The sequence below is a fragment of the Jatrophihabitans sp. genome (assembly GCF_036388195.1).
In the GTDB taxonomy this organism is placed as follows: domain Bacteria; phylum Actinomycetota; class Actinomycetes; order Mycobacteriales; family Jatrophihabitantaceae; genus Jatrophihabitans_A.
In genome coordinates, this window is sequence record NZ_DASVSG010000023.1 from 24,566 (window position 1) to 49,878 (window position 25,313).

General features: G+C 68.6%; 27 protein-coding genes. 12 read left to right on the forward strand and 15 right to left on the reverse strand.

Translation table 11 applies throughout. The features are described from left to right. Positions 1-251 precede the first annotated feature (251 nt). Both VF612_RS01555 and VF612_RS01560 read right to left on the reverse strand, forming a co-directional pair. Complete coding sequence (locus tag VF612_RS01555) at positions 252-824, reverse strand: hypothetical protein (protein ID WP_408658089.1); 573 nt, start codon at positions 822-824, stop codon at positions 252-254. A gap of 123 nt (positions 825-947) precedes the next feature. Next, a complete protein-coding gene (locus tag VF612_RS01560; protein ID WP_408658090.1) occupies positions 948-1,373 on the reverse strand; it encodes a VOC family protein in 426 nt (141 codons plus the stop codon). 31 nt (positions 1,374-1,404) lie between these two features. Between VF612_RS01560 and VF612_RS01565 the strand changes: the two genes are divergently transcribed. The 5 genes from VF612_RS01565 to VF612_RS01585 all read left to right on the forward strand — a co-directional run bounded on the left by VF612_RS01565 (position 1,405) and on the right by VF612_RS01585 (position 8,618). Beyond that, the gene (locus VF612_RS01565) at positions 1,405-2,310 is read left to right on the forward strand and encodes a pseudouridine-5'-phosphate glycosidase (protein ID WP_408658091.1); all 906 of its coding nucleotides are present in this window, start codon (positions 1,405-1,407) and stop codon (positions 2,308-2,310) included. Next, positions 2,307-3,203: a carbohydrate kinase family protein gene (locus tag VF612_RS01570; RefSeq protein WP_408658092.1), complete on the forward strand. Its 897-nt coding sequence runs from the start codon at positions 2,307-2,309 to the stop codon at positions 3,201-3,203. The genes VF612_RS01565 and VF612_RS01570 overlap by 4 nt, the downstream gene beginning before the upstream one ends. A gap of 424 nt (positions 3,204-3,627) precedes the next feature. Then, the gene (locus tag VF612_RS01575) at positions 3,628-3,810 is read left to right on the forward strand and encodes a DUF6229 family protein (protein WP_408658093.1); all 183 of its coding nucleotides are present in this window, start codon (positions 3,628-3,630) and stop codon (positions 3,808-3,810) included. A gap of 17 nt (positions 3,811-3,827) precedes the next feature. Next, on the forward strand, positions 3,828-6,692 hold the full coding sequence (locus VF612_RS01580) for a type 2 lanthipeptide synthetase LanM family protein (RefSeq protein ID WP_408658094.1): 2,865 nt from the start codon (positions 3,828-3,830) through the stop codon (positions 6,690-6,692). A gap of 9 nt (positions 6,693-6,701) precedes the next feature. Beyond that, positions 6,702-8,618, forward strand: a complete 1,917-nt coding sequence (locus tag VF612_RS01585) for an ABC transporter ATP-binding protein (protein ID WP_408658095.1) — start codon at positions 6,702-6,704, stop codon at positions 8,616-8,618. A 56-nt stretch (positions 8,619-8,674) separates the two neighbouring features. Here the strand turns inward: VF612_RS01585 and VF612_RS01590 are convergent, their stop codons facing one another. The 5 genes from VF612_RS01590 to VF612_RS01610 form a co-directional block, all read right to left on the reverse strand. Continuing rightward, a complete protein-coding gene (locus tag VF612_RS01590) occupies positions 8,675-9,382 on the reverse strand; it encodes a DUF2993 domain-containing protein (RefSeq protein ID WP_408658096.1) in 708 nt (235 codons plus the stop codon). Continuing rightward, complete coding sequence (locus VF612_RS01595; protein ID WP_408658097.1) at positions 9,379-9,570, reverse strand: VOC family protein; 192 nt, start codon at positions 9,568-9,570, stop codon at positions 9,379-9,381. The genes VF612_RS01590 and VF612_RS01595 overlap by 4 nt, the downstream gene beginning before the upstream one ends. Then, the gene (gene uvrB, locus VF612_RS01600) at positions 9,567-11,714 is read right to left on the reverse strand and encodes an excinuclease ABC subunit UvrB (RefSeq protein WP_408658098.1); all 2,148 of its coding nucleotides are present in this window, start codon (positions 11,712-11,714) and stop codon (positions 9,567-9,569) included. The genes VF612_RS01595 and uvrB overlap by 4 nt, the downstream gene beginning before the upstream one ends. A 79-nt stretch (positions 11,715-11,793) precedes the next feature. Next, positions 11,794-12,657 (reverse strand): PPK2 family polyphosphate kinase, encoded by an 864-nt coding sequence (locus tag VF612_RS01605; RefSeq protein ID WP_408658099.1) that lies wholly within the window; start codon positions 12,655-12,657, stop codon positions 11,794-11,796. Between the two features lie 42 nt (positions 12,658-12,699). Continuing rightward, positions 12,700-13,167 carry a GreA/GreB family elongation factor gene (locus VF612_RS01610; protein WP_408658100.1) on the reverse strand — a complete coding sequence of 156 codons (468 nt, stop codon included), beginning with the start codon at positions 13,165-13,167 and terminating at the stop codon, positions 12,700-12,702. Positions 13,168-13,349: 182 nt separating this feature from the next. Between VF612_RS01610 and VF612_RS01615 the strand changes: the two genes are divergently transcribed. The 4 genes from VF612_RS01615 to VF612_RS01630 are packed head-to-tail and all read left to right on the forward strand — an operon-like array spanning position 13,350 to position 17,701. Further along, positions 13,350-14,180, forward strand: coding sequence for a dihydrofolate reductase family protein (locus tag VF612_RS01615; protein WP_408658101.1), 831 nt, complete (start codon positions 13,350-13,352; stop codon positions 14,178-14,180). Positions 14,181-14,205: 25 nt separating this feature from the next. Continuing rightward, a complete protein-coding gene (locus VF612_RS01620) occupies positions 14,206-15,282 on the forward strand; it encodes an ATP-dependent DNA ligase (RefSeq protein ID WP_408658102.1) in 1,077 nt (358 codons plus the stop codon). Positions 15,283-15,291: 9 nt separating this feature from the next. Continuing rightward, positions 15,292-16,860: an alpha/beta hydrolase gene (locus tag VF612_RS01625; protein ID WP_408658103.1), complete on the forward strand. Its 1,569-nt coding sequence runs from the start codon at positions 15,292-15,294 to the stop codon at positions 16,858-16,860. Positions 16,861-16,867: 7 nt separating this feature from the next. Beyond that, positions 16,868-17,701 carry an EamA family transporter gene (locus VF612_RS01630; protein WP_408658104.1) on the forward strand — a complete coding sequence of 278 codons (834 nt, stop codon included), beginning with the start codon at positions 16,868-16,870 and terminating at the stop codon, positions 17,699-17,701. A 15-nt stretch (positions 17,702-17,716) separates the two neighbouring features. On the opposite strand, the gene VF612_RS01635 is transcribed toward VF612_RS01630, so the two are convergent. The 7 genes from VF612_RS01635 to ligD all read right to left on the reverse strand — a co-directional run bounded on the left by VF612_RS01635 (position 17,717) and on the right by ligD (position 22,897). Further along, positions 17,717-18,280 carry an NACHT domain-containing protein gene (locus VF612_RS01635; RefSeq protein ID WP_408658105.1) on the reverse strand — a complete coding sequence of 188 codons (564 nt, stop codon included), beginning with the start codon at positions 18,278-18,280 and terminating at the stop codon, positions 17,717-17,719. A gap of 673 nt (positions 18,281-18,953) precedes the next feature. Then, positions 18,954-19,148 carry a hypothetical protein gene (locus VF612_RS01640; RefSeq protein ID WP_408658106.1) on the reverse strand — a complete coding sequence of 65 codons (195 nt, stop codon included), beginning with the start codon at positions 19,146-19,148 and terminating at the stop codon, positions 18,954-18,956. Between the two features lie 244 nt (positions 19,149-19,392). Continuing rightward, positions 19,393-19,929, reverse strand: coding sequence for a GNAT family N-acetyltransferase (locus tag VF612_RS01645; protein ID WP_408658107.1), 537 nt, complete (start codon positions 19,927-19,929; stop codon positions 19,393-19,395). Next, positions 19,926-20,201, reverse strand: coding sequence for a DUF1778 domain-containing protein (locus VF612_RS01650; RefSeq protein WP_408658108.1), 276 nt, complete (start codon positions 20,199-20,201; stop codon positions 19,926-19,928). The genes VF612_RS01645 and VF612_RS01650 overlap by 4 nt, the downstream gene beginning before the upstream one ends. Positions 20,202-20,285: 84 nt before the next feature. Continuing rightward, complete coding sequence (locus VF612_RS01655) at positions 20,286-21,200, reverse strand: DUF5996 family protein (protein WP_408658109.1); 915 nt, start codon at positions 21,198-21,200, stop codon at positions 20,286-20,288. Between the two features lie 115 nt (positions 21,201-21,315). Beyond that, the gene (locus tag VF612_RS01660; RefSeq protein ID WP_408658110.1) at positions 21,316-21,798 is read right to left on the reverse strand and encodes a hypothetical protein; all 483 of its coding nucleotides are present in this window, start codon (positions 21,796-21,798) and stop codon (positions 21,316-21,318) included. Positions 21,799-21,859: 61 nt separating this feature from the next. Further along, positions 21,860-22,897: a non-homologous end-joining DNA ligase gene (gene ligD / locus VF612_RS01665; protein WP_408658111.1), complete on the reverse strand. Its 1,038-nt coding sequence runs from the start codon at positions 22,895-22,897 to the stop codon at positions 21,860-21,862. A 60-nt stretch (positions 22,898-22,957) separates the two neighbouring features. Between ligD and VF612_RS01670 the strand changes: the two genes are divergently transcribed. The 3 genes from VF612_RS01670 to msrB all read left to right on the forward strand — a co-directional run bounded on the left by VF612_RS01670 (position 22,958) and on the right by msrB (position 24,569). Further along, on the forward strand, positions 22,958-23,749 hold the full coding sequence (locus VF612_RS01670; RefSeq protein WP_408658112.1) for a maleylpyruvate isomerase family mycothiol-dependent enzyme: 792 nt from the start codon (positions 22,958-22,960) through the stop codon (positions 23,747-23,749). 100 nt (positions 23,750-23,849) lie between these two features. Continuing rightward, positions 23,850-24,086 (forward strand): hypothetical protein, encoded by a 237-nt coding sequence (locus tag VF612_RS01675; RefSeq protein WP_408658113.1) that lies wholly within the window; start codon positions 23,850-23,852, stop codon positions 24,084-24,086. Between the two features lie 39 nt (positions 24,087-24,125). Next, positions 24,126-24,569: a peptide-methionine (R)-S-oxide reductase MsrB gene (msrB, locus tag VF612_RS01680; protein ID WP_408658114.1), complete on the forward strand. Its 444-nt coding sequence runs from the start codon at positions 24,126-24,128 to the stop codon at positions 24,567-24,569. 45 nt (positions 24,570-24,614) lie between these two features. Here msrB and hemQ read toward each other — a convergent pair whose 3' ends face one another. Continuing rightward, positions 24,615-25,310, reverse strand: coding sequence for a hydrogen peroxide-dependent heme synthase (gene hemQ / locus VF612_RS01685; RefSeq protein ID WP_408658115.1), 696 nt, complete (start codon positions 25,308-25,310; stop codon positions 24,615-24,617). Positions 25,311-25,313: the final 3 nt, after the last annotated feature.

Consider the following 25,313-nt stretch of genomic DNA (forward strand, 5'->3'; position numbering starts at 1 on the left):
GCTAAGACGCCTGATGGCCGGCTCGGTTGGAAGTCGCCGGTGTCTTTCCGGTAACGATGCGCCGCCGGCCCACCAGCTCAGGGCCGGCCGGGATGGCGCAGCAGCACCTCGACCCGCCGCACCTGGCCCAGCCGCCGCACGTGAAGCACTTCATCAACGTCCCGACCGAGGAAGCATGTCTCATGCCTGATCAGACGTCACCAACAGAGACACCGCGGTGGCGTAGCTCACGCCACCGCAGCCCCCGTCCCCTACTTGGTGATATTGATCGTCGTGTCGTCCATCTCTTGACCACAGGTGGTCTCGGTGCAGCCGTAGAGGTTCGCGGTCGCGACTGCGATTCCGCGTGCGAACGGCGTTCCGGTGCCTGAGACGACCCTGACCACTACTCGTTGCAGGCTTCCGGTGCACGTCACATAGGTGTAGCCGTGCCCAGTGACGATCCGGTTGCCGACCCGCTCGTTCAGCAGGGTGTCCAGGTAGGCGGAGTTCGTGGAGTTGCAGGTGACGTCGATGGATACATCGACGGCAGCGCCCCGGCCGACCAGGGTGGCAGGCGACTGCACGGCGAGCTGGAGGTACAGGCCGTCGGAATCGTAGGCCGATGCCGGTGCGGCGGGACTGAGCAGCGCGAGCGCGGCTCCTGCGGCCAACGTGCCGCCGAGCACAGCTGCCTTCGTGCGGTTGTTCTTCAATTCGTGCTCCTTTTGGCGAGGTCTCCCCCGTCGGTTGGCCGGTGCAGCCGCATCTGATTCGGCAGCGCCCGGGCAGGGCGAACGCCAGCAATGCAAGGACGGGTTGAGCAGATCGTGCCGGTCGCACATGCTCGCCGAGCACATCCAACCCGCGTTCTACATTGCTACTGACTAAGACGCGCGGTGGACGGCGCGGTTGGCAGCCGCCGGCGTCTTTCCGGTAACGATGCGCCGCCGCCGGCCCCCACCAGCTCAGGACCGGCCGGGATGGCGCAGCAGCACCTCCACCCGGTTGCCGGCCGGGTCGCTGAGCTGGGTCCCGTAGTACTGCAGCCGATCGGACTCCCAGTCCCGCGGCGCCTGCACGACCGGGATGCCGGCCTCCCGCGCCGTGGCATGCACGGCCCGCACGAGCGCCGGCTCGGTGACCGCGAGCGCCAGATGCGCGCCGGTGGTGGCGGCCGTACCGGCGACCAGCCACAGCAGCAGCCGGCCGGCGGCATCGCTGTAGCCGACCGCCGCGACGGCGTTGGTGTCGTCGGAGTCGCCTTCCGGGTCCTCGAAATCGACGGTCGGCGCCAGCCCCAGGCAGCCGAGCAGGGCGTCATATACTGCCCGACTGGCCTGGAAGTCCTCGGCGACGATGGTGACGTGGTCCAGAGTCGTGCTTACCGGCATGACCTCATCTCTACCGGATCGAGAGAACCAAGTGCAGCTGCACCCCGAAGTGACGTCCGCGATCGCGGCGGGACGCCCGGTCGTCGCGCTGGAGAGCACGATCATCAGCCACGGGCTGCCCCGGCCCGGCAATCTCGGCATCGCCCGCGAGATCGAGCAGGCGGTCCGCGACGGTGGCGCCGTGCCGGCCACCGTCGCCGTCGTCGCCGGCCAGCCCCGGATCGGCCTGGACGACGAGGCGTTGCGGGTGGTCGCCGGTTCCGAGGACGTGGCCAAGGTCAGCGTCCGTGACCTGGCCACCATCGCCGCCCGCAACGGCACCGGCGCCACCACGGTGGCCTCGACCGCACACCTGGCCGCACGGGCCGGCATCGCGGTGTTCGCCACCGGCGGCATCGGCGGCGTGCACCGGCAGGCCCGCGAGTCCTGGGACGAGTCGGCCGACCTGGGCACCCTGTCCCGGACCGCGATCACCGTGGTGTGCGCCGGGGTGAAGTCGATCCTGGACGTGGCGGCCACCCTGGAACGGCTGGAGACGCTCAACGTCGGCGTGCTCGGGTACCGCACCGACGCCTTCCCCGGCTTCTACCTCGCCGACTCCGGGCACCGGCTGGACTGGCGGGTCGACTCCGCGGCCGAGGTGGCCGCCGTGATGCGGGCCCGGACGGAGCTGGGCACCGACCGGTTCGGGCTGATCGTGGCCAACCCCATTCCCGCGGCCGACGAGCTGGACCGCGCGTTGCACGACCGAACCCTGGCCGCCGGCCTGGCCGCGCTCAGCCGCGCCGGAATCACCGGCAAGCAGGTGACGCCGTTCCTGCTCGACTACTTCCACCGGGAGACCCACGGCGCCTCGCTGACCGTCAACGTCCGGCTGGTGCTGAACAACGCCCGGGTCGCGGCCGAGATCGCCGCTGCCTACGCGGACCTACGGTGATCCCAGGCGGCGGCCGGGTGGTCTGCCTCGGCGACGTCATGCTCGACATCGCCGCGGTGCTGCCGGCGCCGTTGGCGCTGGCTTCGGACACCCCCGCGCCGATCAGGTTCTCCCACGGCGGCTCGGCGGCCAATACCGCGGCCTGGCTGGCCGTCCTCGGGGTGCCGTGCGTGTTCGCAGGCCGGGTCGGCGACGACCCGTTCGGCCGGGATGCCGTCGCCACGCTGAGCTCCCACGGGGTGATCCCCCGGGTGTCGATCGATCCCGTCACCGCCACCGGGGTGTGCCTGGTGCTGATCGGCCCGGACGGCGAGCGGACCATGGTGCCGTCGGCGGGCGCCAACGCCACCCTCGCCGATGCTGATCTGGGCGCGGATCTGCTGGGCGCCGCCGACCACCTGCACCTGTCGGGGTACGCCCTGCTGACCGAGGGCTCCCGGGCGGCGGGGCTGTTCGCGCTGCGCCAGGCCGGCGCGGTGGGCGCCTCGGTGTCGGTCGACGCCGCGTCGGCGGGGCCGATCCGGACCGTCGGGCCGGAGCGGTTCCTGGGATGGATCCCCGCAGGCGCCCTGCTGCTGGCCAACGCCGACGAGCTGGCCGCCCTCACCGGGACCGATGATCTGGCCGCCGGCGTCGCAGCCCTGGTGGCGCGGGGCCTGGACGTGGTGGTCAAGCGCGGTGGGCAGGGCAGCCTGCTGGCAACCGCGGCCGGGACTTGGCACTGTCCTGCCGAGCCTGCCGAGGTCTTGGACTCCACCGGCGCCGGCGATGCCTTCGCCGCGGGGCTGCTAGCGGCCCGGTGGGGCGGCGCGGAGCTGGTCGAGGCGCTGAGCCAGGCCAACCGGCTCGGGGCCATGGCTGTCGGCAAGCTGGGAGCCCGACCGATTATGTAGCTGTCGCAGGCGGCCGAGGACTGCGACGTACTGGTCGGTTGCTGGGAGCTGGACACCGCCTTTGACCTGGGGCTGGCGCCGCCCGGCCTGCGCCGGGAGAGGTCGCCGCCTACCTGCTCGGCAGCCTTTAAGAGCACGGCCCGGTCAGCGGCGTCGCCCGCAGGCGTTCTTACCTGGGCTGTTGCCTGGCCTCAGCGGCGTGGTCTACCAGCTGCTGCGGATGAACCCCCGACTGCGATGCGGGTCGGTGCTGGTTCCGGGCTTGGCGCTCACGTCCGTCGGCTCACCAAGCTGACGCATCCGGCAGCCGTTATTGATGCGAGTTATTTAGCGGGTATTTCGTATTGTTTATTTGATTTAACTCATTTACCGTGAAAGTTCGGTTCTTCACTCGAAGGGCTGTTTCCCATCAAAAGGAGCTGCTATGAACACCGCACTGCTGACCCGTCCGGAAGACCTGGTAGCCCAGTGGCGTACCAGCGGCGACGACAACCCGGCCGGCCCGTTGTTCACGACCGCCTTCACCGAAGGCGACCTGACCAGCGCTCCGTCGGTCGAGACCATGTGCTCGACGTGCACGGCCTCGAAGACGCGCGAATGCTGCTGAGCCGAGGCTAAGAATCCGTGCACACCGAGGAGGGTGATTTCGACGCCAGCTTTCGCTGCTTGATCGACCCGGCGCTCACTGAATTGGCAGCAGAGCTGAATCACATCACCCTCCTCGGCGCCGCTGAGCGGCAGGCGGTGGTGGCCGGCGCCTCGGCGGCGATCACCGACGCGGTGCGCCGCAAGGTGAGCCGGTTGCTGCTGCTCGAACTCAATGCCGCCCGTGTCACCGGCACCTTGCAGGGCAAGGACAGCGCCGCTCGCTGGTCGGAGTTTCTCGAACGGGCCGCGCACCGGAGCTTCTGGGAATCGCTCACCCCGCATTATCCGACCTTGCTCTCGCGGCTGGACGTTCTGATCCGCGGTCGAGCCGCCGCGGCGTCAGAGTTCGCAGGTCGTTTCGCCGCTGACCGCGGTCGGCTTGGCATGCTGATTCCAGGGGCCGGCGAACTCAGCCGGGCGAGCTTCGGCGCGGGCGACAGCCACCGTGGCGGCCGGTCTGTGATCGTGCTGGAGTTGCATGACCAACGGTTGATCTACAAGCCCCGGGCACTTGGGATCGATTCGGCCATCAGCGCCTTCCTGGGTCAGCTGTACAGCTCGATCCCTGCTGCGGACCGGATCCGGGTTCCCGAGGTGATCCTGTGTGGCGCCTACGGCTGGTCGGAATTCATACCGCACCGTTATTGCGAGTCCGCCGCCGAACTTCGCACCTACTACACCCGCCTGGGTCACTGGCTTGCCCTGGCCAGGTTCTTCGGCACCACAGATCTGCATGCCGAGAATCTCATCGCATGTGGCCCGACGCCGGTGGTGATCGACTGCGAGACGCTATTCACGCCGAGTCAGACGGTCAAGCCAGCCGGAATGGGCGACGCCTTGGACCAGGCAGCGGCTTTGTTGGCCGGCACGGTGCTCCGATCCGGACTGCTGCCCGGCCGAGGGGTGGACCTTGGCTGGCGAGGGGTGGACATCTCGGCCGCCGGCGCGCTGCCGGGCCAGCAACCGACGATGCAGGCCCCGCAGATCGTCGATGCCGGCACAGACCTGGCCCGGCTGGCGATGGCGCCGGTGCCTGGCTCGATCGCCCTGAACCATCCGAGCCCTAGTCCCGACCTGGATCTCTACTGGCCGAACGTGCTGGAAGGGTTTGATGAGCTCACCGGCAGGCTGCTTGCCCTGGACAAGGCCGGGTCCCTGGAACCAGCCTTCGCCGCATTCCGAGACACCGATATCCGAGCGGTGCTCCGTTCGACCGAGGCATATTCCGAGATCGGCCGAATGCTGTGGCACCCGGTGTCCCTACATGACGAGGCCGGCGCAGTGGCACGGGCTACCGCGCTCCTGGCGAAGCAGAGCGAAGTGGCGCCGTGGGCTCCGGGTGATCCGGCGGTGATCGCCGCGGAGGTGGCTGACCTGTTGGTCGGCGACATACCGTTCTTCGCCACCACTCCTGGCACGGGCTGGCTGCGCGGGCCGCGGAACACCGTCTGGGGGCAACCGCACGACGTGCTCGCCGAGACCCTCCAGCGCTGGCGGTCAGCCGACCACCTCATCGAGCGGGAGTTGATCCAGTCCTCGCTGGTCTGCGCCTACATCAACGACGGCTTCACGTCCTCTGGCACCGCGATGTCGGTGGAGCAGCCGGTCACCGATGATCTGAGCACACGTCGGCGACAGCTCGCCGCCGGCATCCTTGACCGTTTACTGCGCACCGCCATACGTGGCGCGGACGGAACCGCGACCTGGATCGCTCCGGTCATGAACGTGACCGGCTGGTCGGTGCAACCGCTCAGCGCAGATGCCTACTCGGGCGCGCCGGGCATTGCGGTGCTGATCGGGAGTTATCTGCACGAGGAGGCTGCTGGCCGAGCGCTGAGGATCGACGGCCTGCCGGAGTTGCTGGCGGCGACCCTGGCCAGCATGCGCGCAGCCGATGACTTCAGGGTTTCCAGTCGGCAGTCGAGCTACCGCACCAGGCCGCAGCCACCAGGACTGTACGTCGGCCTGCACTCGCAGATCTGGGGCTGGTCGCTGCTGGCCGACCTCGGAGCCGTCGATCCGGCTGAGGCCAGCTACCGCGCCGCCAGGCTTGCCGAGCTGCTTCCCGAGGCGCTCACCGAAACCGCTGAGTCTGACCTGCTCAGCGGCCGGGCCGGCGCGGTCATCGGATCCGTTCGAATGGCTGCCCGGACATCGCAGAGCGGCTGGCTTGAGCTGGCCGTCGCCGCTGGTGAGCAACTCGTCGAGTTGGCCGTGCTAGATGACGGCCGGGCTTGCTGGAACTCACCGCTGTGGCCGGTCGGCGTCGGCGGCTTTGCACATGGCGCCACGGGGATCGGCTGGGCGTTGGCGCGGCTGAGCCAGGCCACCAGACGTACCGACTTCGCCGCCATGGCTGAAGCCGCCTTCGCCTACGAGGACTCGCTCTGGGATGCCTCCGAGGGTGGTTGGCGTGATGTGCGGGAGGAGTCAGGCATCGCGACCGCCTGGTGCCACGGCGCGACCGGCATCGGGCTGGCGGCGGCCGATCTGATCAGCTGCGGCTTCGGTGATGCCGCAGGCCACCTCGATGTGGTGCGCCGCGCCGCCGCCGGGTGCTGGGACGGCGGCATGGGCTGGAACCACACCATCTGCCATGGCGATCTGGGCTGTTGGGAATTGCTCGATACCGCCTTCGCCCTCGGGGTGGCTCCGACAGGTATCGACCGGCCGAGTGTCGCCGCCTACATCATCGGCAGCATCGAGAAGTACGGCGCCGCCAGCGGCCTAGCGCGTGCGGCGTTCTGCCCCGGCTTGATGCCTGGACTCGGCGGGGTGGCTTACCAGCTGCTGCGGATGGACCCGGACTGCGAGCTGCCCTCGCTCCTGGTCCCCGCGTAAACCCGGCCGATGACCGACGAGCCGGATGCCACGCTGGCAGACGTCGCACCCCCGTACTGGGCGCTGGACACCGGGGCGACCGCGCCCGGGCTGCCGACGATGCTCCGCCAGCTGCCGCGGTCGACCCGGTCAATCCTGGCGATGGTGTACCGGGCAGCGCCGGGGACGGCGGTGAGCATCCTGGTGTTGCAGCTGCTCTCCGGGGTGGCCTCGGCCTTCGGGCTGTTGACCACGACTGCTGTGCTCGACCAGCTGCTGACCGCTGGCCCGACCTCCGAGCGGGTTGCGGCGGCGACACCGGCGTTGATGGCGGTGGCGGCGCTCTATAGCGCTCGTGGCCTGCTGGATGCGGCAGTGGCGTTGGCCAAGGCGCGGGTCGGCCCTGCGGTGCGCAGGCTGTCGGCAACGAAGCTGATCGAGGTCTCGGTCGGGGTAGAGCTGGCCGCCTTCGATGACGACGCCTTCTACGACCGGCTGCACCGGGCACGCGACCGGGGGCTGGTGCACCTGGACCGGTCGGTCGACAGCCTGCTCGAACTCCTTGCAGCCGCGCTAGCAATGCTCGCCGCCGCCAGCACCCTGCTGATCCTGCACCCCCTACTGGTCGCGGTGCTTGTGCTGAGCATCGCGCCCGAAGCCTGGTCGGTGCTGCGCGCCGCCCGGCTGGGGTATGAGGGGCGGCTGCGAATGACCACGCTCGGCCGCCGGATGTGGATGCTCGGCGAGTTGCTTACCGACCGCGCCGCGGCCACCGAGCTGCGGTCCTACCAGGCAGAGCCATTCGTCCTCGCTGAGTACGGACAGGTCACCCGGTCGCTGTGCGCTGAAGAGGCGCGGGTCGAGGCCGCCCAGGCCCGGTGCCGGGCGGTGGGCCGGGCACTGGCCGGCGCCGGCGCCGCGGCCACCTTCGCGGTGCTGGCGGTGCTGCTGCGCGCCGGGTGGATTCCGCTGGCGGTGGCAGGCGGTTCCGCGATCGCGATCCGGGTAGCCACCGGCGCGCTCGGGCGGGTCGTGGTCGCGGTCAACCAGTTGTTCGAGCAAGGCTTGTACGTCGGCGACTACCAGGACTTTCTCGCCACCGCCGGCCAGCGCACCCCGGGCCGCGACGGGTTAGCGGTGACCGCCGATCCCCGGCAGATCGACCTTGACCGGGTCAGCTTCAGCTACCCCGGCAGCCCGCCCGGCGCCGAGGCGATCCGCGACGTCAGCCTGTGTATCGATGCCGGGCGGACGATCGCGCTGGTCGGTGAGAACGGTTCGGGCAAGAGCACGCTCGCCAAACTCATCGCTGCCCTATATGTGCCCACCTCCGGCGAGATCCGGTGGGACGGCCGGCCACTGACCGAACTCGACAGGTCCGGTGTCGCCGATCAGATCGTGATGGTCTCCCAGAACCCGCTTCGGTGGCCGCACACCGCGCGCGTCAACGTCCGGCTCGGCCGTCATGACCGGCACGATCCGGGCGATGCCGAGCTTCGCCGAGCGGCCGAGCAAGCCCGCGCGGACGAAGTCGTCCAGGCCCTGCCCAACGGATGGCACACCCTGCTGTCCAAGGAGTTCCGGGACGGCCATGAGCTCTCCGGCGGCCAGTGGCAGCGGCTGGCGATCGCGCGCGGCCTGTTCCGCGATGCTCCGGTGCTGATCTGCGACGAGCCGACGGCCCCGCTGGACGCCCGGGCTGAACGCGCGGTGTACGACGCGCTGCGCAGGCTTGCCGACGGCCGGACGATCGTGCTGATCAGCCATCGGCTGGCCAGCGTGCAGCAGGCCGACCTCATCTGCGTGTTGCACCAGGGCAGCATCGTCGAGCGCGGCACACATGCCGAGCTGCTTGCCCGGGGCGGCCGGTACGCCCAGCTCCTCACCTTGCAGGAAGAGCTTTTCCGTTCCGGTCTGGCAGGCTCGAATGCCGGCGCCGCTAGCTGAGCCACATAGCGGGCGCCCTGGTTCAGGGATGTAGCTGAGCGAGGTAGCTGAGCGCTCTAGCTGAGGGTCAGGTCCCGGGCGGTCGCCGCGATCCGCACCCCGTCCTCGCTAGCGACCAGTTGCTGGATTTTCAGATGGAACGGCAGACCGCGTAAGGACAACTTGTTCCTGAAGATGGAACTGAACTGGTCGGTGAGCTGCTCGGGAACCGAGATGCCGGCCTGCGGCACGCCGACCCGTATCCCCGAAAAGGTCAGCTCGTCGCCACCGACCACTCCCACTTGGGCGCTGGCGGTCCCGGTGACGGTCTTGCCGAGCACCTCGACCGAGCTGCTGGCTTGCACCCGGCCACCTCCGGCGTACCCGAGAGTGACGCCGAGCGCCCGGGACAGCTCCTGATAGCTCAGCAGCGCGGTGCCCTCGGCCGTCTGGGCGGTGGCGCCGGAGTACTTGTCGACGGCCCGCACATCATGCAGCCGGGCATCCAGATCGGCCAGCCGGACCCGCTGATCACGGCTGCCGACCGGAAAACCCTGAGCCGTCAGCCGCACGGTCGGATAGCGATTGTCCAGCACCTGGGTCAGGAACGGAAAGCCCTCGATGTCGACCGACGGCCGGCGGGCCAGGTCCTCCGACGACTGCACCCGGGACGCGATCTGCCGCTCGGCCACCAGCAGCCCCACCCGGTCCGCGGCCACCAGCAGCACGGCGAGCACCGCCACCAGGATGAGCAGGCCACGCCAAGGGGATCGGCGACGGCTCACTGCAGACAAGATTCGTCGCCCTCCGGGTCGATGAGCAGGATCCACCGGTTGGTGTTCTCGCTGCGCTCGGCGACCAGTGTGGCGCCTGCGGCCATCGAGCGCTGGGCATGCTCGCCGACGGCGTCGAACGTCACCTGCACGCCGTGCGCAGCCGGTCCGCCGTCTGGCTCCACGGCCGCGGAGCTCACCGAACGCCTGCTGCGTCCATTCCGCGCAGCTCCTTCTTCAACTCGCCGATCTCGTCCCGGAGTCTTGCGGCCACCTCGAACTGGAGCTCGCGGGCAGCGCCGAGCATCTGTTCGTTGAGCTGCTGGATCAGATCCGCCAGCTCCGCACGCGGCAGCGCGGCGACGTCGAGCTTGCCGTCGGCATGCGCGCCCACTCCGACGACGCCCACCGACCCGACCCCGCGGCCGGCCTTGCCCGGTGTCGGGGACTTGCCGCGGGACTGCGACCGGCCCGATCCGCCGGCCGCCAGCAGCTCCTCGGTGTCCTCGGCCTCGCGCACCAGCATGTCGGTGATGTCGGCGATCCGCCTGCGCAGCGGCTGCGGGTCGATGCCGCGCTCGGTGTTGTAGGCGACCTGGATGGCCCGGCGCCGGTTGGTCTCCTCGATCGCCTGCTCCATCGAGCGGGTGACCTTGTCGGCGTACATGTGCACCTGGCCGGACACGTTGCGCGCCGCGCGGCCGATGGTCTGGATGAGCGAGGTGCCCGAGCGCAGGAAGCCCTCCTTGTCGGCGTCGAGGATGGACACCAGCGACACCTCCGGAAGGTCCAGGCCTTCCCGCAGCAGGTTGATGCCGACCAGCACGTCGTACTCGCCCATCCGCAGCTCGCGCAGCAGCTCGATCCGGCGCAGCGTGTCGACCTCGGAGTGCAGGTAGCGCACCCGGACGCCGAGCTCGAGCAGGTAGTCGGTCAGGTCCTCGGCCATCTTCTTGGTGAGCGTGGTGACCAGCACCCGCTCGTTCTTCTCGGCCCGGACCCGGATCTCGTGCAGCAGGTCATCGATCTGCCCCTTGGTGGGCTTGACCACCACCTCGGGGTCGACCAGACCGGTCGGCCGGATCACCTGCTCCACGAACTCGCCACCGGTCTTGGCCAGCTCGTAGCTGCCCGGGGTGGCCGACAGGTACACGGCCTGGCCGATCCGCTCGACGAACTCCTCGAACTTCAGCGGCCGGTTGTCCATCGCGCTGGGCAGCCGGAAGCCGTGGTCGACCAGGGTGCGCTTGCGCGACATGTCGCCCTCGTACATGCCGCCGGTCTGCGGCACGGTCACGTGCGACTCGTCGATCACCAGCAGGAAGTCCTCGGGGAAGTAGTCCAGCAGGCAGTTCGGGGCGCTGCCGGGCTGGCGGCCGTCGATGTGCAGCGAGTAGTTCTCGATGCCGGAGCAGAAGCCGACCTGGCGCATCATCTCGATGTCGTAGCTGGTGCGCATCTTCAAGCGCTGGGCCTCCAGCAGCTTGTTCTGGTTGTTCAGCTCGGCCAGCCGCTCCTCGAGCTCCCTCTCGATGCCCCTGATCGCGCGCTCCATCTTGTCGGGCCCGGCGGCGTAGTGGGTCGCCGGGAAGATGAAGACCTCCTCGACCTCGCGGATCACCTCGCCGGTGAGCGGGTGCAGGTAGTAGAGCCGCTCGATCTCGTCGCCGAACATCTCGACCCGGATGGCCAGCTCCTCATAGACCGGGAACACCTCCACGGTGTCGCCGCGGACCCGGAAGGTGCCGCGGGTGAAGGCCAGGTCGTTGCGGGCGTAGAGCACCCCCACCAGGCCGCGCAGGATCTTCTCCCGCTCGATCTGCTGGCCCACCCGCAGCCGGACCGCGCGGTCGACGTACTCCTGAGGCGTGCCCAGGCCGTAGATGCAGGAGACCGTGGCGACCACCACGACGTCGCGGCGGGTCAGCAGGGACATGGTCGCCGAGTGCCGCAGCCGCTCCACCTCGGAGTTGATCGCCGAGTCCTTCTCGATGTAGGTGTCGGTCTGCGGGACGTAGGCCTCGGGCTGGTAGTAGTCGTAGTAGCTGACGAAGTACTCGACCGCGTTGTTGGGCAGCATCTCGCGCAGCTCGTTGGCCAGCTGGGCGGCCAGGGTCTTGTTCGGCGCCATGATCAGCGCGGGCCGCTGCAGCCGCTCGATCAGCCACGCGGTGGTGGCGGACTTGCCGGTTCCGGTGGCGCCGAGCAGCACCACGTCCCGCTCGCCGGCCCGGATCCGCTTCTCCAGCTCGGCGATCGCGGTGGGCTGATCGCCGGAGGGCGTGAACTCGCTGATGACCTCGAACTTGCCGCTCGAGGGGATGATGTCGCTGGCTACCCGCATACCCTCAAGAGTACGAGCAGCCCCTGACAACGAGGAGCCCGGAACGACCTCCTGTGGACGACGCCGATCGGGTCGCGGCTCAGAAGGGTGGCTGCAGCCGGGCCCGGGCGGCTTCGATGTCGAAGTCGGCCTTGGGGTAGCTGAGCTCCATCCCCAGCAACGCATCGCGGAGCAGCTGGCTGATCGCCCAGTTGCGGTACCACTTGGTATCGCTGGGGACGATGTACCAGGGCGCGTGCTCGGTGGAGGTGGCGGCGATCGCGGCGGCGTAGGCGGCCTGGTAGTCCGACCAGTAGGCCCGCTCGTCGATATCGGCCGGGTTGAACTTCCAGTACTTGGTGGGATCGTCCAGCCGGGCCAGCAGCCGCTTGCGCTGCTCGGTGTAGCTGATGTGCAGGAAGCACTTGAGCAGGACGGTTCCGGACTCCACCAGCTGGCGTTCGAAGGCGTTGATGTCGGCGATCCGCTCGGCCCACGCGGCGTCGTCGATGCTCTGGTGCACCCGGGTGACCAGCACGTCCTCGTAGTGCGAGCGGTTGAACACCCCGATCAGGCCGGCGGGCGGCAGCGCCCGGCGGATCCGCCACAGGAAGTGGTGCGCCGCCTCCTCGGCGGTCGGCTTCTTGAACGAGGTGATGCGCACCCCGGCCGGGCCGACCTGTCCGACCACATGGCTGACCACGCCGTCCTTGCCCGAGGTGTCGGTGCCCTGCAGCACCAGCAGCACCCGCCTCGGGTCGCCGCTCGCCCCACCGGCGTAGAGCATCTCCTGCTGGGCGGCCAGCTCCTCGCCGGTACTGGCCAGCGCCTTGAGCGCCTTGGCCTTCGATCCCGGGGCCAGCGGCCGGCTGCCCGGGTCGTAACCGAGCAGGGTGACCGGTCCGTCCGCGGCCCGCAGGGTCTCTCGCAACGACACGGCCTTGGCTGCTGGCTCTGGCGTCATCAGGTCACCCTACCGGCGGGCAGGTCACCGCGACGGGCGTCCTCAGGCGGCGATCTCGACCAGGGTGACCGTCATGGTCGCGCCGCTGGCGACCCGGTAGGTCAACTCGTCGCCCGGCCGGGCGCCGAGCAGCACCGCGCCCAGCGGGCTGGTCGGGGTGATCACCTCGACGCCCGGGGCGGCCTGTTCGACCAGGCCGATCAGGTACTGCTGGTCCTCGTCGTCGTCGGCGAACCGCAGGGTCACCAGGCTGCCGATCTCGGCGGCCTGGGCGGGCGGGGCCTCGGCGATCGGGGCCTGCAGCTGCACCTGCAGCGCCGCGATCCGGGCGTCGAGCTCGCCCAGCCGGATCAACGCCTCGACGTTGCCCGCGTGGTCGGCAGCGTCGCCGGAGCCGCCCGGCGGGATGCTCTCGATCGCGGTCTGCGCGCGCTGCGCCTGGAGGTCCTCCAGCCTGGCCTGCAAGGCAGCGTGGGCTGACGGTGAGAGAGAAGGCACGATCATCGTCATGGAGGTTCCTTGATGTCGGATTAAGGCTATTGATCGGAATGACTGCCTGAATCTGTAGCAACTCCGGGGGACCAAAAAACGTTCCGGAGTGTGAGCAGCAATTCTCCCGGTGCGGCTCAGGGCTCCTGGGGGCCGTCCGGCGGAGCGCCAGTTCGGACCTCGATTGTGCTGAGATAGCAGCCATGCGCGTTCTGCTCCCGGCGCCCCCAGCGGGTTCGGCCGGCTTCGGTGACTCAGCTGGCTCAGCTGGCTCGGCCGGCTCAGCTGGTGACGGTCCTGTCGACCTGCACGCCTACTACGGCGACGGCTGGCTGCCTACCGGTGGCGTCCGGGTCAACTTCGTGAGCAGCGCCGACGGCGCCGCGGCAGCAGCGGGGCTCTCCCGCGGCCTGCAGACCCCCGGTGACAATGCGGTGTTCGCGGCGCTGCGGGACCTGGCCGACGTCATCCTGGTCGGCGCCGCGACGGCCGCTGCCGAGGGGTACCGCCCGAGCAACCCGTCAGCGGCCCGGCGGGCCATCCGGGAGGGGTTCGGGCTGGCCGCGGCGCCGGCGATCGCGGTGATGACCTCGAGCCTGCAGTTGGACCTGTCCGCCGAGCTGTTCTCCGCGGCCGTCCATGCCCCCACCCTGGTGATCACCGGGTCGGCGGCGCCGATCGCGGACCGCAACGACATCATCGACCTGGCCGGCACCGACACCAAGCTGCAGCTGGTGGAGGCGCCATCCGGCCCGGACGGCGGGGTGGACTTCGCGGCCGCGATCGCCGCGCTGCGCGAGCTCGGCTACCAGCGGATCCTCTGCGAGGGCGGCCCACGGCTGTTCGCCGCGGGGGTGGCCAGCGGCGCCGTCGACGAGCTGTGCCTGACGGTGTCGCCGATGCTCACCGGTCCGGAGGCCCTGAGGATCGTCGCCGGCGAGCCCTGGCCGCCCGGATTCGCCCCCCGACTGGAGCTGACCGGCCTGCTCACCGAGGACAGCGCGCTGTTCTGCCGCTACCTGATCCTCCGCTGACCTGGCGGGCAGGCACACTGTGGCGATGAAGCTGCCCGTCCTGCCTCCGGTGTCGCCCATGCTCGCCAAGTCGGTGACCGCGATCCCGCCCGGCGCCTCCTATGAGCCCAAGTGGGACGGCTTCCGCTCGATCATCTTCCGGGACGGCGCCGAGGTGGAGTTCGGCAGCCGCAACGAGCGGCCGATGACCCGGTACTTCCCCGAGCTGATCGAGGCGGTTCTCGCCCAGCTCCCCGAGCGCTGCGTGATCGACGGCGAGATCGTGGTCGCCACCGGCAACGGGCTGGACTTCGAGGCGCTGCAACAGCGCATCCATCCCGCCGAGTCGCGGGTGCGGCTGCTCAGCACCCAGACCCCCGCCTCGTTCATCGCCTTCGACCTGCTCGCGCTGGGCGACCAGGACTACACCGACCGGCCGTTCACCGAGCGGCGCGCGGCGCTGGAGGACGCGCTGGCCGGCGTCACCGCCCCGATCCACCTGACGCCGGTGACGACCGAGCTGGACGTGGCGCAGCGCTGGTTCAGCGAGTTCGAGGGCGCCGGCCTGGACGGCGTCATAGCCAAGCCGCTGACAGGCAGCTACGAGCCCGACAAGCGGGTGATGTTCAAGATCAAGCACCAGCGCACCGCCGACTGCGTGGTCGCCGGCTACCGGGTGCACAAGAGCGGCCCGGACGTGATCGGCTCCCTGATGCTCGGCCTCTACAACGACGACGGGGTGCTCAACTCGGTCGGGGTGATCGGGGCGTTCCCGATGGAACGGCGCCGCGAGCTGTTCTCCGAGCTGCAGCCGCTGGTGACCACCTTCGACCAGCACCCGTGGAACTGGGCGGCGCACGAGGCGGGCGAGCGGACGCCGCGCCGCAACGAGCAGTCGCGCTGGAACGCCGGCAAGGACCTGTCCTTCGTGCCGCTGCGCCCGGAACGGGTGGTCGAGGTGCGCTATGACCACATGGAGGGCGAGCGATTCCGGCACACCGCCCAGTTCAACCGCTGGCGGCCCGACCGCACCCCGACGTCCTGCACCTACGAGCAGCTCGAGCAGCCGGTGAACTTCCAGCTCAGCGACATCGTCCCCGGGTTGGGCGAGCCGCTCGGTTAGCCTCAAGGGGTGCCTACCCGCCTCGCCACCCGGCTGTCCGCGCTCGCCGTGGGAGTGGCCCTGCTGGCCGGCGCGGCCTGCAGCTCACCCAAGCGGCCCGCCGCACCTGCCACCACCTCCAGCTCCGCGGCCAGCGCGTCGGCCTCGGCCAGCTCGTCAGCGAGCGAGCCGGCCGCCCGCATCGCCTTCTCCGACTGCAGCCAGCAGTTCCAGGCCGCGATCGGCTCGCCCAAGGCCAAGTCCATGCAGTTCGGCTGCGGCAAGCTCCCGGTTCCGCTGGACTACGACGAGCCCGACGGCGACACCGCCGACATCTTCGTGGTCCGGGTCCGCAGCAACCACCAGAGCCAGCGGATCGGCTCGCTGCTGGTGAACCCCGGCGGCCCGGGCGGCTCGGGAGTGAACCTGGCCGCCGGCCTGGTCGGCGCGCTGAGCGACACGGTGTTCGACCACTTCGACCTGGTGGGCTTCGATCCCCGCGGGGTCGGGCTGTCCGAGCCGGTGCAGTGCATCAGCGACCAGCAGAAGGACCGGCTGGCCGCGGCGAACCCGGACGTCCGGACCGCGGCCGGCCGGGCCCAGGCCCGGACCGCCTCCGACGCGGTCGTCAAGGCCTGCGTCGCCAAGTACGGATCCGCCCTGGGCCACTTCAACACCGAAGAGACCGCCCACGACATGGAGCTGATCCGGCAGGCGGTCGGCGACACCAAGCTGAACTACCTCGGCTTCTCCTACGGCACCCGGCTGGGGGCTGCCTACGCCCACCAGTTCCCCACCCGGATCCGGACGGCGGTGCTGGACGGGGCGGTGGACCCGGTCGCCGACGAGCTGACCGTGGACGAGCGGCAGGCCAAGGCCTTCGAGGACGCCTTCGACCAGTTCGCCGCCGACTGCGCAAAGCGGCCGGCCTGCGCGGCGCTGGGCAATCCCCGCTCGGCGGTGCTGTCGCTGATGGCCGCCGCCGACCGGGCGCCGATCCCGGCCGGCGACCGCAAGGCCACCGGCGGCATCGTCCTGATCGGAGTGGCCTCGGCGCTGTATGACCAGTCGCAGTGGGAGGAGCTCGGGCAGGCCCTGATCGCGGCGCGGGACGGCAACGCCACCAAGATCATGACGCTGTCGGACGAGTACCTCGAACGCGATCCGGAGACCGGGCACTACTCCAACATCATGGACGCCAACCTGGCCGTCAACTGCAACGACTCGACCCTGCAGATCACCGACCAGCTGGTTGCCACCATGGCCGCCAGGTGGATCCCGAAGTACCCGATCTTCGGACGCAATGCGGCGGCCTCGCTGTACTCGTGCCACTCCTGGCCCCGCTCGGGGCATCCGTTGCCACCGGCGTCGGCGCCCGGCGCGCCGCCGATCCTGGTGATCGGCACCCTGCACGACCCGGCCACCCCGTTCGCCGCGACCGGGGTGCTGGCCAAGGCGCTCGGCTCCGGAGTGGTGCTGACCTGGAACGGCGAGGGCCACACCGCGTACCCCAAGACCAAGTGCATCACCAGCAAGGTGGACAGCTACCTCGTCACCGGCAAGCCGCCGGCGGCCGGTGAGAGCTGCCCGGCCAGCTGATCTGACGATGGCGGTTCTCTTCGCGCTGCTCGCTGCCGCCGTGTACGGGGTGAGCGACTTCGTCGGCGGGCTGGCGTCCCGCCGGATCCCGGCCATCACGGTGCTGCTGGTGAGCTATCCGATCGGCGCGGTGCTGATGGCCGCTCTGCTGCCGGTGTACGGCGGCCCGATCTCGGCGGGCACCCTGGCCTGGAGCGTGGCCGGCGGCGTGACCGGGCTGGCCGGGGTGGCGCTGCTCTACAGCGCGCTCGGGCAGGCCCCGATGAATGTGATCTCGCCGGTGACCGCGGTGATGTCGGCGGTGGTCCCGGTGGGAGCGGGGGTGCTGCAGGGCGAGCGGCCGCACCTGCTGGCGTGGCTGGGCATCGTGCTCGGCCTGCTGGCGGTGACGCTGATCTCGCGACAGCCCGCCGATCACCCGCACGGGCCGATCGGGTGGCGGCCGCTGGCCATGGCGGTGCTGGCCGGCGTCGGGTTCGGGTCGTACTTCATCTGCCTGGCCGGCACCGACCCGGACTCGGGCATGTGGCCGGTGGTGCTGTCCCGGCTGGTGTCGGCGGTGCTGGTGGTGCCGCTGGCCGCCGTGGCCGCGGGCTTCGTCCGGATGCCGCGGCCGGTGCTGGGGCTGGCGTTGCTGGCCGGCATGCTGGACGCCGTGGCGAACCTGGCCTTCCTGCTGGCCAGCCGGCACGGGTTGCTGTCGCTGTCGAGCGTGATCACCGCGCTCTACCCGGCCGGCACGGTGCTGCTGGCGGTGCTGGTCTTGAAGGAGCGCACCGGCGCAGTCCAGCGGGTCGGGCTGGGGATCGCGGCCGCCGCGGTCGTCCTGCTCACCCGCTGACCGGCAAGTCTCACTTTATCGTCGGTGGCCCAAATAGGAATCGAGCCACATCAATTTAAACCAGGCAGACACGTAACGGGCAACTTGATTATCATCGAACGGCGCTATGGCATAATGGTCGAATAGATCACCGTCAAGGCTAGCTTCTTCATACCCAACTGAGCGCGAGGTTACGACAATCCGCACCCATGGAAAAAGGCTAGCAAAACTATTGAGTAGATCAGTGAACTTCGCTCGGAACGCACTCTCACCGAGTTCGTCTAACCCATCTACAATTACGAAAGGTTTGCGATTAGCTAGCAGGTATTCGATGCCGCCAGGAGGCGGAACCAGGTTATAGGTTCTGCTAGTCTTTTCGAGATAATGCAGAAAGGTTTCAGCATTTTCCGAATCTCGGGCCGTATGGTCGCGCACGACCACCAAAAACGGCACATACCCCTCCGCTTGGAGCAAACGGTCGCTGGCTAAATCGAATGCCAGCTTTGCCGCGAGTGTGCTTTTACCAATTCCGGGATCGCCTAAGATCACGGTTCGTAAGCCTTGAGTAAAAACAGCCCTCGATGCTACGAACTCGTTCACCAGTGACTGCGCGTTTAAGGTACGGAGGCACGTAAAGCTTTTCATATTCGATGCTTACAGCATCTACCGCATTGGCTAGCTTCAATTTCGAGTGGCGCAACTTAACTTGCGCTCGAAGGTCCCTGCTGTATTTGTCGATGGCACCAAGGCTGGTGATGGTTGTGATGAACTCCGAATTACGTACAGACGCTGCTGCTATCTGTGCGGCTATACTCGCACCGTAAGCAGTTGAAACAGCATTTGGAACTACCGATCGAAGGGCTTGTACAGTTTGGTAGATGAGTTCCTCAATCACATCCACGATGTCGTCGGCGATCACTGGGTCGTCAATTCTTCGCGAGATTGAAGGGAAATCTCTATGCGGAGAGCATGACGTAGTTCTTCTTTGTAATTACGAGCATCACATATGAGGGCGCGTAGCATTTGTTGAGTAAATTCTGCGGAATTCACATATTGAGAGATCAACGATACCTCAGAGGTGCCGAGCCGCACCGCGACCCGTAGCAGCTTTATCAGTCAGAGAACCCGCTGTGCCTCAGTCGAGATTTTCCTCAATTGTGCATTGTTATAGGACCTTTTCCAACAGTAGCCAAAACTGGCACAGCCGCTTTTACTGCTATTGCCCCGAGGTCCACTGAACACTCCTGTCAGGTAATCAACTCTGAGGAGGAGTCTATCGACGCTTCATAAACAACTCAGCTAATCCGCGATCGGCACGCCGATGTCGTCGGCCAGCCACCAGTCCGCCACGAAATCCAGAAGTGCTATCGACTGCCTGTTGCATGATCACCGTCGCTTGCGGAGCACGGCTGAGCTGCTCCAGCTCGTGGCGCTCGGACCAGTCCAGCAGCTCGGAGATGTCAAACATCGCCCGTCATTGGCATGCGGGTCCCCAACTCGCCGAACCGCGCCGGCATGGTCGCCATCGTGAAGTCCTCCATCCACACCTCGGGTAGATCCCCTGCTGGGCTGCACCGACACCCAGCCCGGTCGACGCTCGGATCGCGTACACCGAAGCGATGGTGCGCTCCCAGGCGTTCTGGAGGTAGTCGATGACTGCCCGTGTCGCCTCGATAGTCAGCGGAGCCCTAACCGCGAAACCAATGTGATGCTCAGCCCTCAGAGCGCAGTCCTCGCAGCAAGGCCTGTTTGGAATTCAGCGCGGCGCGGGCGTCTTTGATGAGCAGCAGGAGATGAAGGGGATCCGTCGGCGAGGGCTCGAAGTCGAAGCGCAGGTAGAACGCGCGTGCTTGTTCGTGAAGCGCATGGACGAGCAGCGCTCGGACCCCGACGATCTCCGCCGCCGCCACCGAACGGGCTAACGCGTCACGCAGCAGGTTCTTGCCGAGTCCCGAACCCTGCTCCTTGCGATCGACCGCGAGCCGCGACAGCAGGATGACGGGCACCGGATCCGGCATGTTCCGCCGGTATCTCCCCGACAGATCACGGTGCTGGATGCTCGCTGAAGCCAGCGCGTAGTACCCGACGATCCGGCCGTCCTGGCAGGTCACAAAGCAGCGTGACGCCCCTTGCCCATGGTTGACCAGTGCCCGGTTGCGCAGGTATTCATCCAGGCTCGGCTCGCCGCTGTCGAAGGTCGAGCTGTCATCATCTTCGGAGATCGGGCGTGGGCGGGTATAGCCGGTCACGACTCGTCGAAGGCCGACGGGTCGGTGAAGAGCTTCTCCAGTCGCGGCTTGTGGGACACCGGCCGGTCCAAGATCGCGAGGAACTCCGACCACGCTGCATCATCGACCGCGAAGATCCGACGGTCGGCGAGCACATCCCGAGCATGGGCAACCGCGGCGGCGACCGTGAAGTCGGTGATGCTAGTGCCCTCGACCTCGGCAGCATGGCGAATGAGCGCGTCCTGGTCCAAAGAGAGCCGCACTGCGATCCGGGAGTCCTTCGTCACTGACATACGCAGCAGTGTATGCCTATTAGGCGTACACGTCGAGCGCCCTTCTCCCCGTGCTGGGGTCCTTAGTTCCGTCGTGCGGTGTCGTCAGCCAGCCTCGATCGCCGCAGCTCGCGGATGGCGGAGGCTGTCGATGTCCCAACCGGCCCTGTGGGCTCCTGCGAGGTAGGCGCTCTCCAGGAACTCCAGGACGGTGGCTCGCGGATCGCCGCTGGCGCGGGCGTCGTCGTAGCGCAACAGCGCCAGGTGCGAACTGCCGCTCGGAACCCAGCTGGCCGCGGCCGGGCTCAGCGGCTCCTCGGTCAAGCCGGCCGGCTCCGGGGCGGTGTAGCTGTAGAACGCAGGCTCGCCGAACTTGTCGTCGCCGAACCAGAAGCCCGCGCTGATCACCTCGTGCGAGTACGCCTCCCGGGTGACCGGGTCGACGCCGTCGGGCAGCTCGGCCGGGCGGTCGGAGAACCGGGTGACCGCGATATCCATGGTGTGCCAGAAGTGATGCACCGGGCTGGTCTTGGCATAGCTGCGGCCGGCGAACTCCTCCAGCACCAGCGACACCTGCCCGAGGATCTGCCAGTACCGGTTGGCGTGCTCCGGCACGTAGGTGGCGTGTTGCTCATCGACGGCGAACGGCGTGCTGTCGGCCAGGTCGAAGGGCACCGGTTGGGCGATCCGCACCTGGTAGCCGACCGAGGCGAGCGCGTCGAGCAGTCGCCGGTAGAACCCGGCCACCGACAGGTCTGTCAGCGAGAACGACACGTCCTGCCCGGTGCTGCACTCCACCCGCAGCAGGTGCCGCACGAAGTCGAAGTCGATCGTGAAGAAGGTCTCCTCACCCATCGGCCGCGAGGTGAGGCCACGGGCGGTCAGGTGGAACGGGACGTTCCACCAGTGATTGCGCAGCGGGCTCTGATCCAGCCGGACCTTGCCGGCGATCTGCAGGAAGCGGTGCAGCGTCTGCTTGGTGTCCTGCCACTCCTCAAGCGGCATCGGAGGGAACAACATGGCCACTCACTTCCAGCTCGTCGCAAGCAGCTCGTCCGCGCGCACGACAAGCATGCAGGTTATCGGCTGCCGGGCCCTGGAACGGAGGTCAGCCATCCGAGTATCGGAGATCGCGCTAATCGCCTCCTCGCCGCTTGGCCGCGTCGGATGCGAGCAAGACGGCGACGACGGCGACGAAAAGGAGCAGGCCCGCGTCGGCGTGCGGGTCCAGCACGGTCATCGTCACCGGTCGACGCCCTCGGGCCCTGGCATCGGTGGTGACGATGTCCCGGCCGGCATACTCGAGCGCCAAGCGCTGCCGCCAGAAACTGGCCGGGCGCAACGTGAGTTCCCGGCCGTGCCAGTACATCGTCCCGCCGCCGCCGAACGCCCGCGGCAGGTACTCCCCGACGACCATGCCTAAGTGGTCAGTCGCTCGCAGCTGGGACTTCCATATGCCGGATGCGGCGAACGTCCAGCGCCGGTTGCCCGCTTCGGCAACGGTGGACCGCCAACCGGGCCAGTGTCGTCGTACGGTTCCGACATCACCTAGCTGGTAGGCGTTGCGCTCATTCGGCAGCCGGCGCAACTCCAGCTGGATCTGGCTGCTTCCGGGCATCACAGACCCCAATCCTCCTCCTTGAGCCTCGTGCCGAACGCCTGATGGGTTGGCTGCCCGGTCACGGCAGGCGGTCGCCGTGCTCGTCCCAGTGGGCAGCGACCTTCTTCGAAGGCTGCACCCGAGGCGGCTCGCCCTCCATCTTCGGAAAGTTCGGCGGATACGGGGCATCGCCCTGCCCCAGCTCGTGCTCGTCGCGCTCGGACCAGTCCAGCAGCTCGGAGATGTCGAACGGCGTGTCGTCGATGCCGGCGTGCAGGTCGCCCAGCTCGGCGAACCGGCCCGGCATGGTGGCCATCGTGAAGTCCTCCATCCGGACCTCGGGCAGCTCCTCCCAGCTGATCGGGGCCGACACCAGCCCGGTCGAGGCCCGGATCGAGTACGCCGAGGCGATGGTGCGGTCCCGGGCGTTCTGGTTGTAGTCGATGAAGATCTGCTCGCCGCGCTCCTCCTTCCACCACTTGGTGGTCACCAGCTCCGGCACCCGGCGCTCGACCTCGCGGGCGAAGGCCAGCGCCGCCCGGCGGACCTGGGTGAAGCCGTGGTCGGGATGGATCCGCAGGTAGATGTGCAGCCCCCTGGATCCCGAGGTCTTCGGCCAGCCGGTCGCGCCCAGCTCGGCGAGCAGCTCGCGCACCACGCCGGCCACCCGCACCGCGTCGGCGAAGTCGGTTCCCGGCTGCGGGTCCAGGTCGATCCGCAGCTCGTCCGGACGCTCGGTGTCGGCCCGGCGCGAATGCCAGGGATGGAACTCCACGGTGGACATCTGCACCGCCCAGATCACGCTGGCGAGCTCGGTGACGCACAGCTCGTCGGCGGTGCGCCCGGACGGGAAGCGGACCTGCACCGTCTCGACCCACTCCGGGGCGCCCTTGGGCAGCCGCTTCTGGTAGATCCGCTCGCCGCCGGTGCCGTCGGGAAACCGGTGCAGCATGCACGGCCGCTCCCGCAACGCCCGGACGATCCCCTCGCCGACCGCGATGTAGTACCCGGCCAGGTCGAGTTTGGTGGCGCCGGTGGCGGGGAAGTACACCCGGTCCGGATTGGTGATCTTGACGGTCCGGTTCCCCACCTCGAGCTCGGTGAACGGCGATGCCATATCCGAACGGTACTGATATTCAGGTGCGCAGTGTCGGACCCGCCCGCTACTTTCCACCCCGTGACGACGACACCGCACCTGGAGTTCGACCCGCTGGCCGAGATCGCCGAGCACAGCGCGGGGCTGGCGCGCGCCGCCGAGCAGAACCTGGACGCGCCGGTCGAGCACTGTCCCGGCTGGACGGTGGCCGACCTGGTCTGGCACATGACCGAGGTGCACTGGTTCTGGGCGAGCATGGTGGACGGCCTGCTGTCCGAGCCACCAGCGGACGAGGAGGGACCGGACCGGCCGGAGCCGGGCCAGCTGATCAGCCGGTTCACAGCCGGCGCCGAGCATCTGGTGCGGGTGCTGGCCGCCGCCGACCCGGCCGCCTCCTGCTGGACCTGGGCGCCCACCCAGCAGAACGTCGGCTTCGTGATCCGGCACCAGGTGCAGGAGGCAGCGGTGCACCGCTGGGACGCCGAGCACGCGGCCGGCCGGGAGACGGCGCTGGGCACGGCGATGTCGGCCGACGCGATCGATGAGTTCCTGATCTTCTCGATGTGCACGGTGCACGACCCCGCCGATGACCCCCGGCCGAACCTGGACGGCGCGCTGGTGCTGGCCGCCAGCGACGCGGGCCTGGAGTGGACGGTCACCGACGACACCCTGCCCGGCACCGTCACGTTCAGCACCGTCACGTTCAGCACCGGGACGGCCCGGCCCGGCCTGGCCCGGGTGACCGGCACGGCCTCGGACCTGCTGCTGTGGCTCTACGGCCGGGTGCCGCTGCCGGTCACCGCCGGGGCAGCCGGGCAGCCGGCCGCCGAGCAGCTGGTATCCCGCTTCCGGGCGCTGAGCTACACCGACTGACCGCCGCTAGCTGCCCCTGCGCCACAGCAGTCGGCAGGCTCGCGGCCGACACCTGACCCCTAGCCTGACATCGGAGCGGAAAACAAGGCATGCTGTGCAGGTGGATGAAGAACTGCTGCGGCCACCGACCACCGGGCGCCACATCGTCTATCTGGACCCGAAGCTGGACCGTCCGGTGAGCCCTTACTCCCCCGAGGGCGAGATCAGGATGATGGGCGAGTTCGCGGCCGGCTTGAGCCGTCGCGGCGCCGTCTCGCGTCCCATGGCGATCTTGCTGGTGGCGCTCATCCTGGCTCCGATCGTGCTGAGCGTGCTGGCCATCCTCACCAATCTGTAGTCACGCCGCGGTGACGCCTGGCTGCGTATTGTCGAAGGCATGACTACCGACCAGACCACCCCGCGGGTCGTCAAGACCGAAGAGCAATGGCGGGCCGAGCTGACCCCTGCGGAATACGCGGTGCTGCGCAGGGCCGGTACCGAGCGGCCCTACACCGGTGAGTACACCGACAACCATCGGACCGGCGTGTACTCCTGCCGGGCCTGCGGCGCCGAGCTGTTCCGGTCGGACCAGAAGTTCGACTCACACTGCGGCTGGCCCAGCTTCTTCTCCCCGCTGGCCGGTTCCGCCATCGTGGAACGGGTCGACCACGCCCTGGGCATGCGCCGGGTCGAGGTGCTGTGCGCCAACTGCCACAGCCATCTCGGGCACGTCTTCGAAGGCGAGGGCTACGCGACGCCGACCGACCTGCGGTACTGCATCAACTCGATCAGCATGCGATTCGTCGAGACCGAGGCGGACGACTCAGCCGCCTCGACCTGACCGCGCCGGCAGCGACTCAGCCGCCTCGACCTGAGCCGTCGACGGCTACGGCAGCGACTCGACCAGCTCGGCCATGCTGCGCCGGGTGCCGGTGTAGAACGGCACCTCCTCGCGCACGTGCCGCCTGGTCTCCGAACCGCGCAGGTGCCGCATCAGGTCCACGATCCGGTGCAGCTCGTCGGCCTCGAACGCCAGGATCCACTCGAAGTCGTTCAGCGCGAAAGACGCGACCGTGTTGGCCCGGACGTCGGGGTAGTCGCGGGCCATCTTGCCGTGCTCGGCCAGCAGCGCGCGCCGCTCCCGGTCCTCCAGCAGGTACCACTCGTAGGAGCGCACGAACGGGTAGACGCAGACGAACCGGCGAGGCTCCTCCTCGGCCAGGAACGCCGGGATGTGGCTCTTGTTGAACTCCGCCGGCCGGTGCAGCGCCATCACCGACCAGACCGGCTGCAGGTGCCCGCCGAGGCGGGTGCGCCGGAACCTGCTGTAGGCCGTCTGCAGCTGTTCGGCGGTCTCGGCATGCCACCAGATCAGCAGCTCGGCGTCGGCCCGCAGCGCCGAGACGTCGTAGGTCCCCCGGACGGTGACATCGGCGCCGGCCAGGTCGGCGAAGAGCTCCTCGACCTCGGCGGCCAGCTCCGGCCGGGGCGCCTCGCCCAGCGGCCGGCTGACCGAGAACACCGACCAGGCGGTGTAGCGGATGACATCGTTGAGCTCGCGAGCCTGCTTGCCGTCGACCATGCC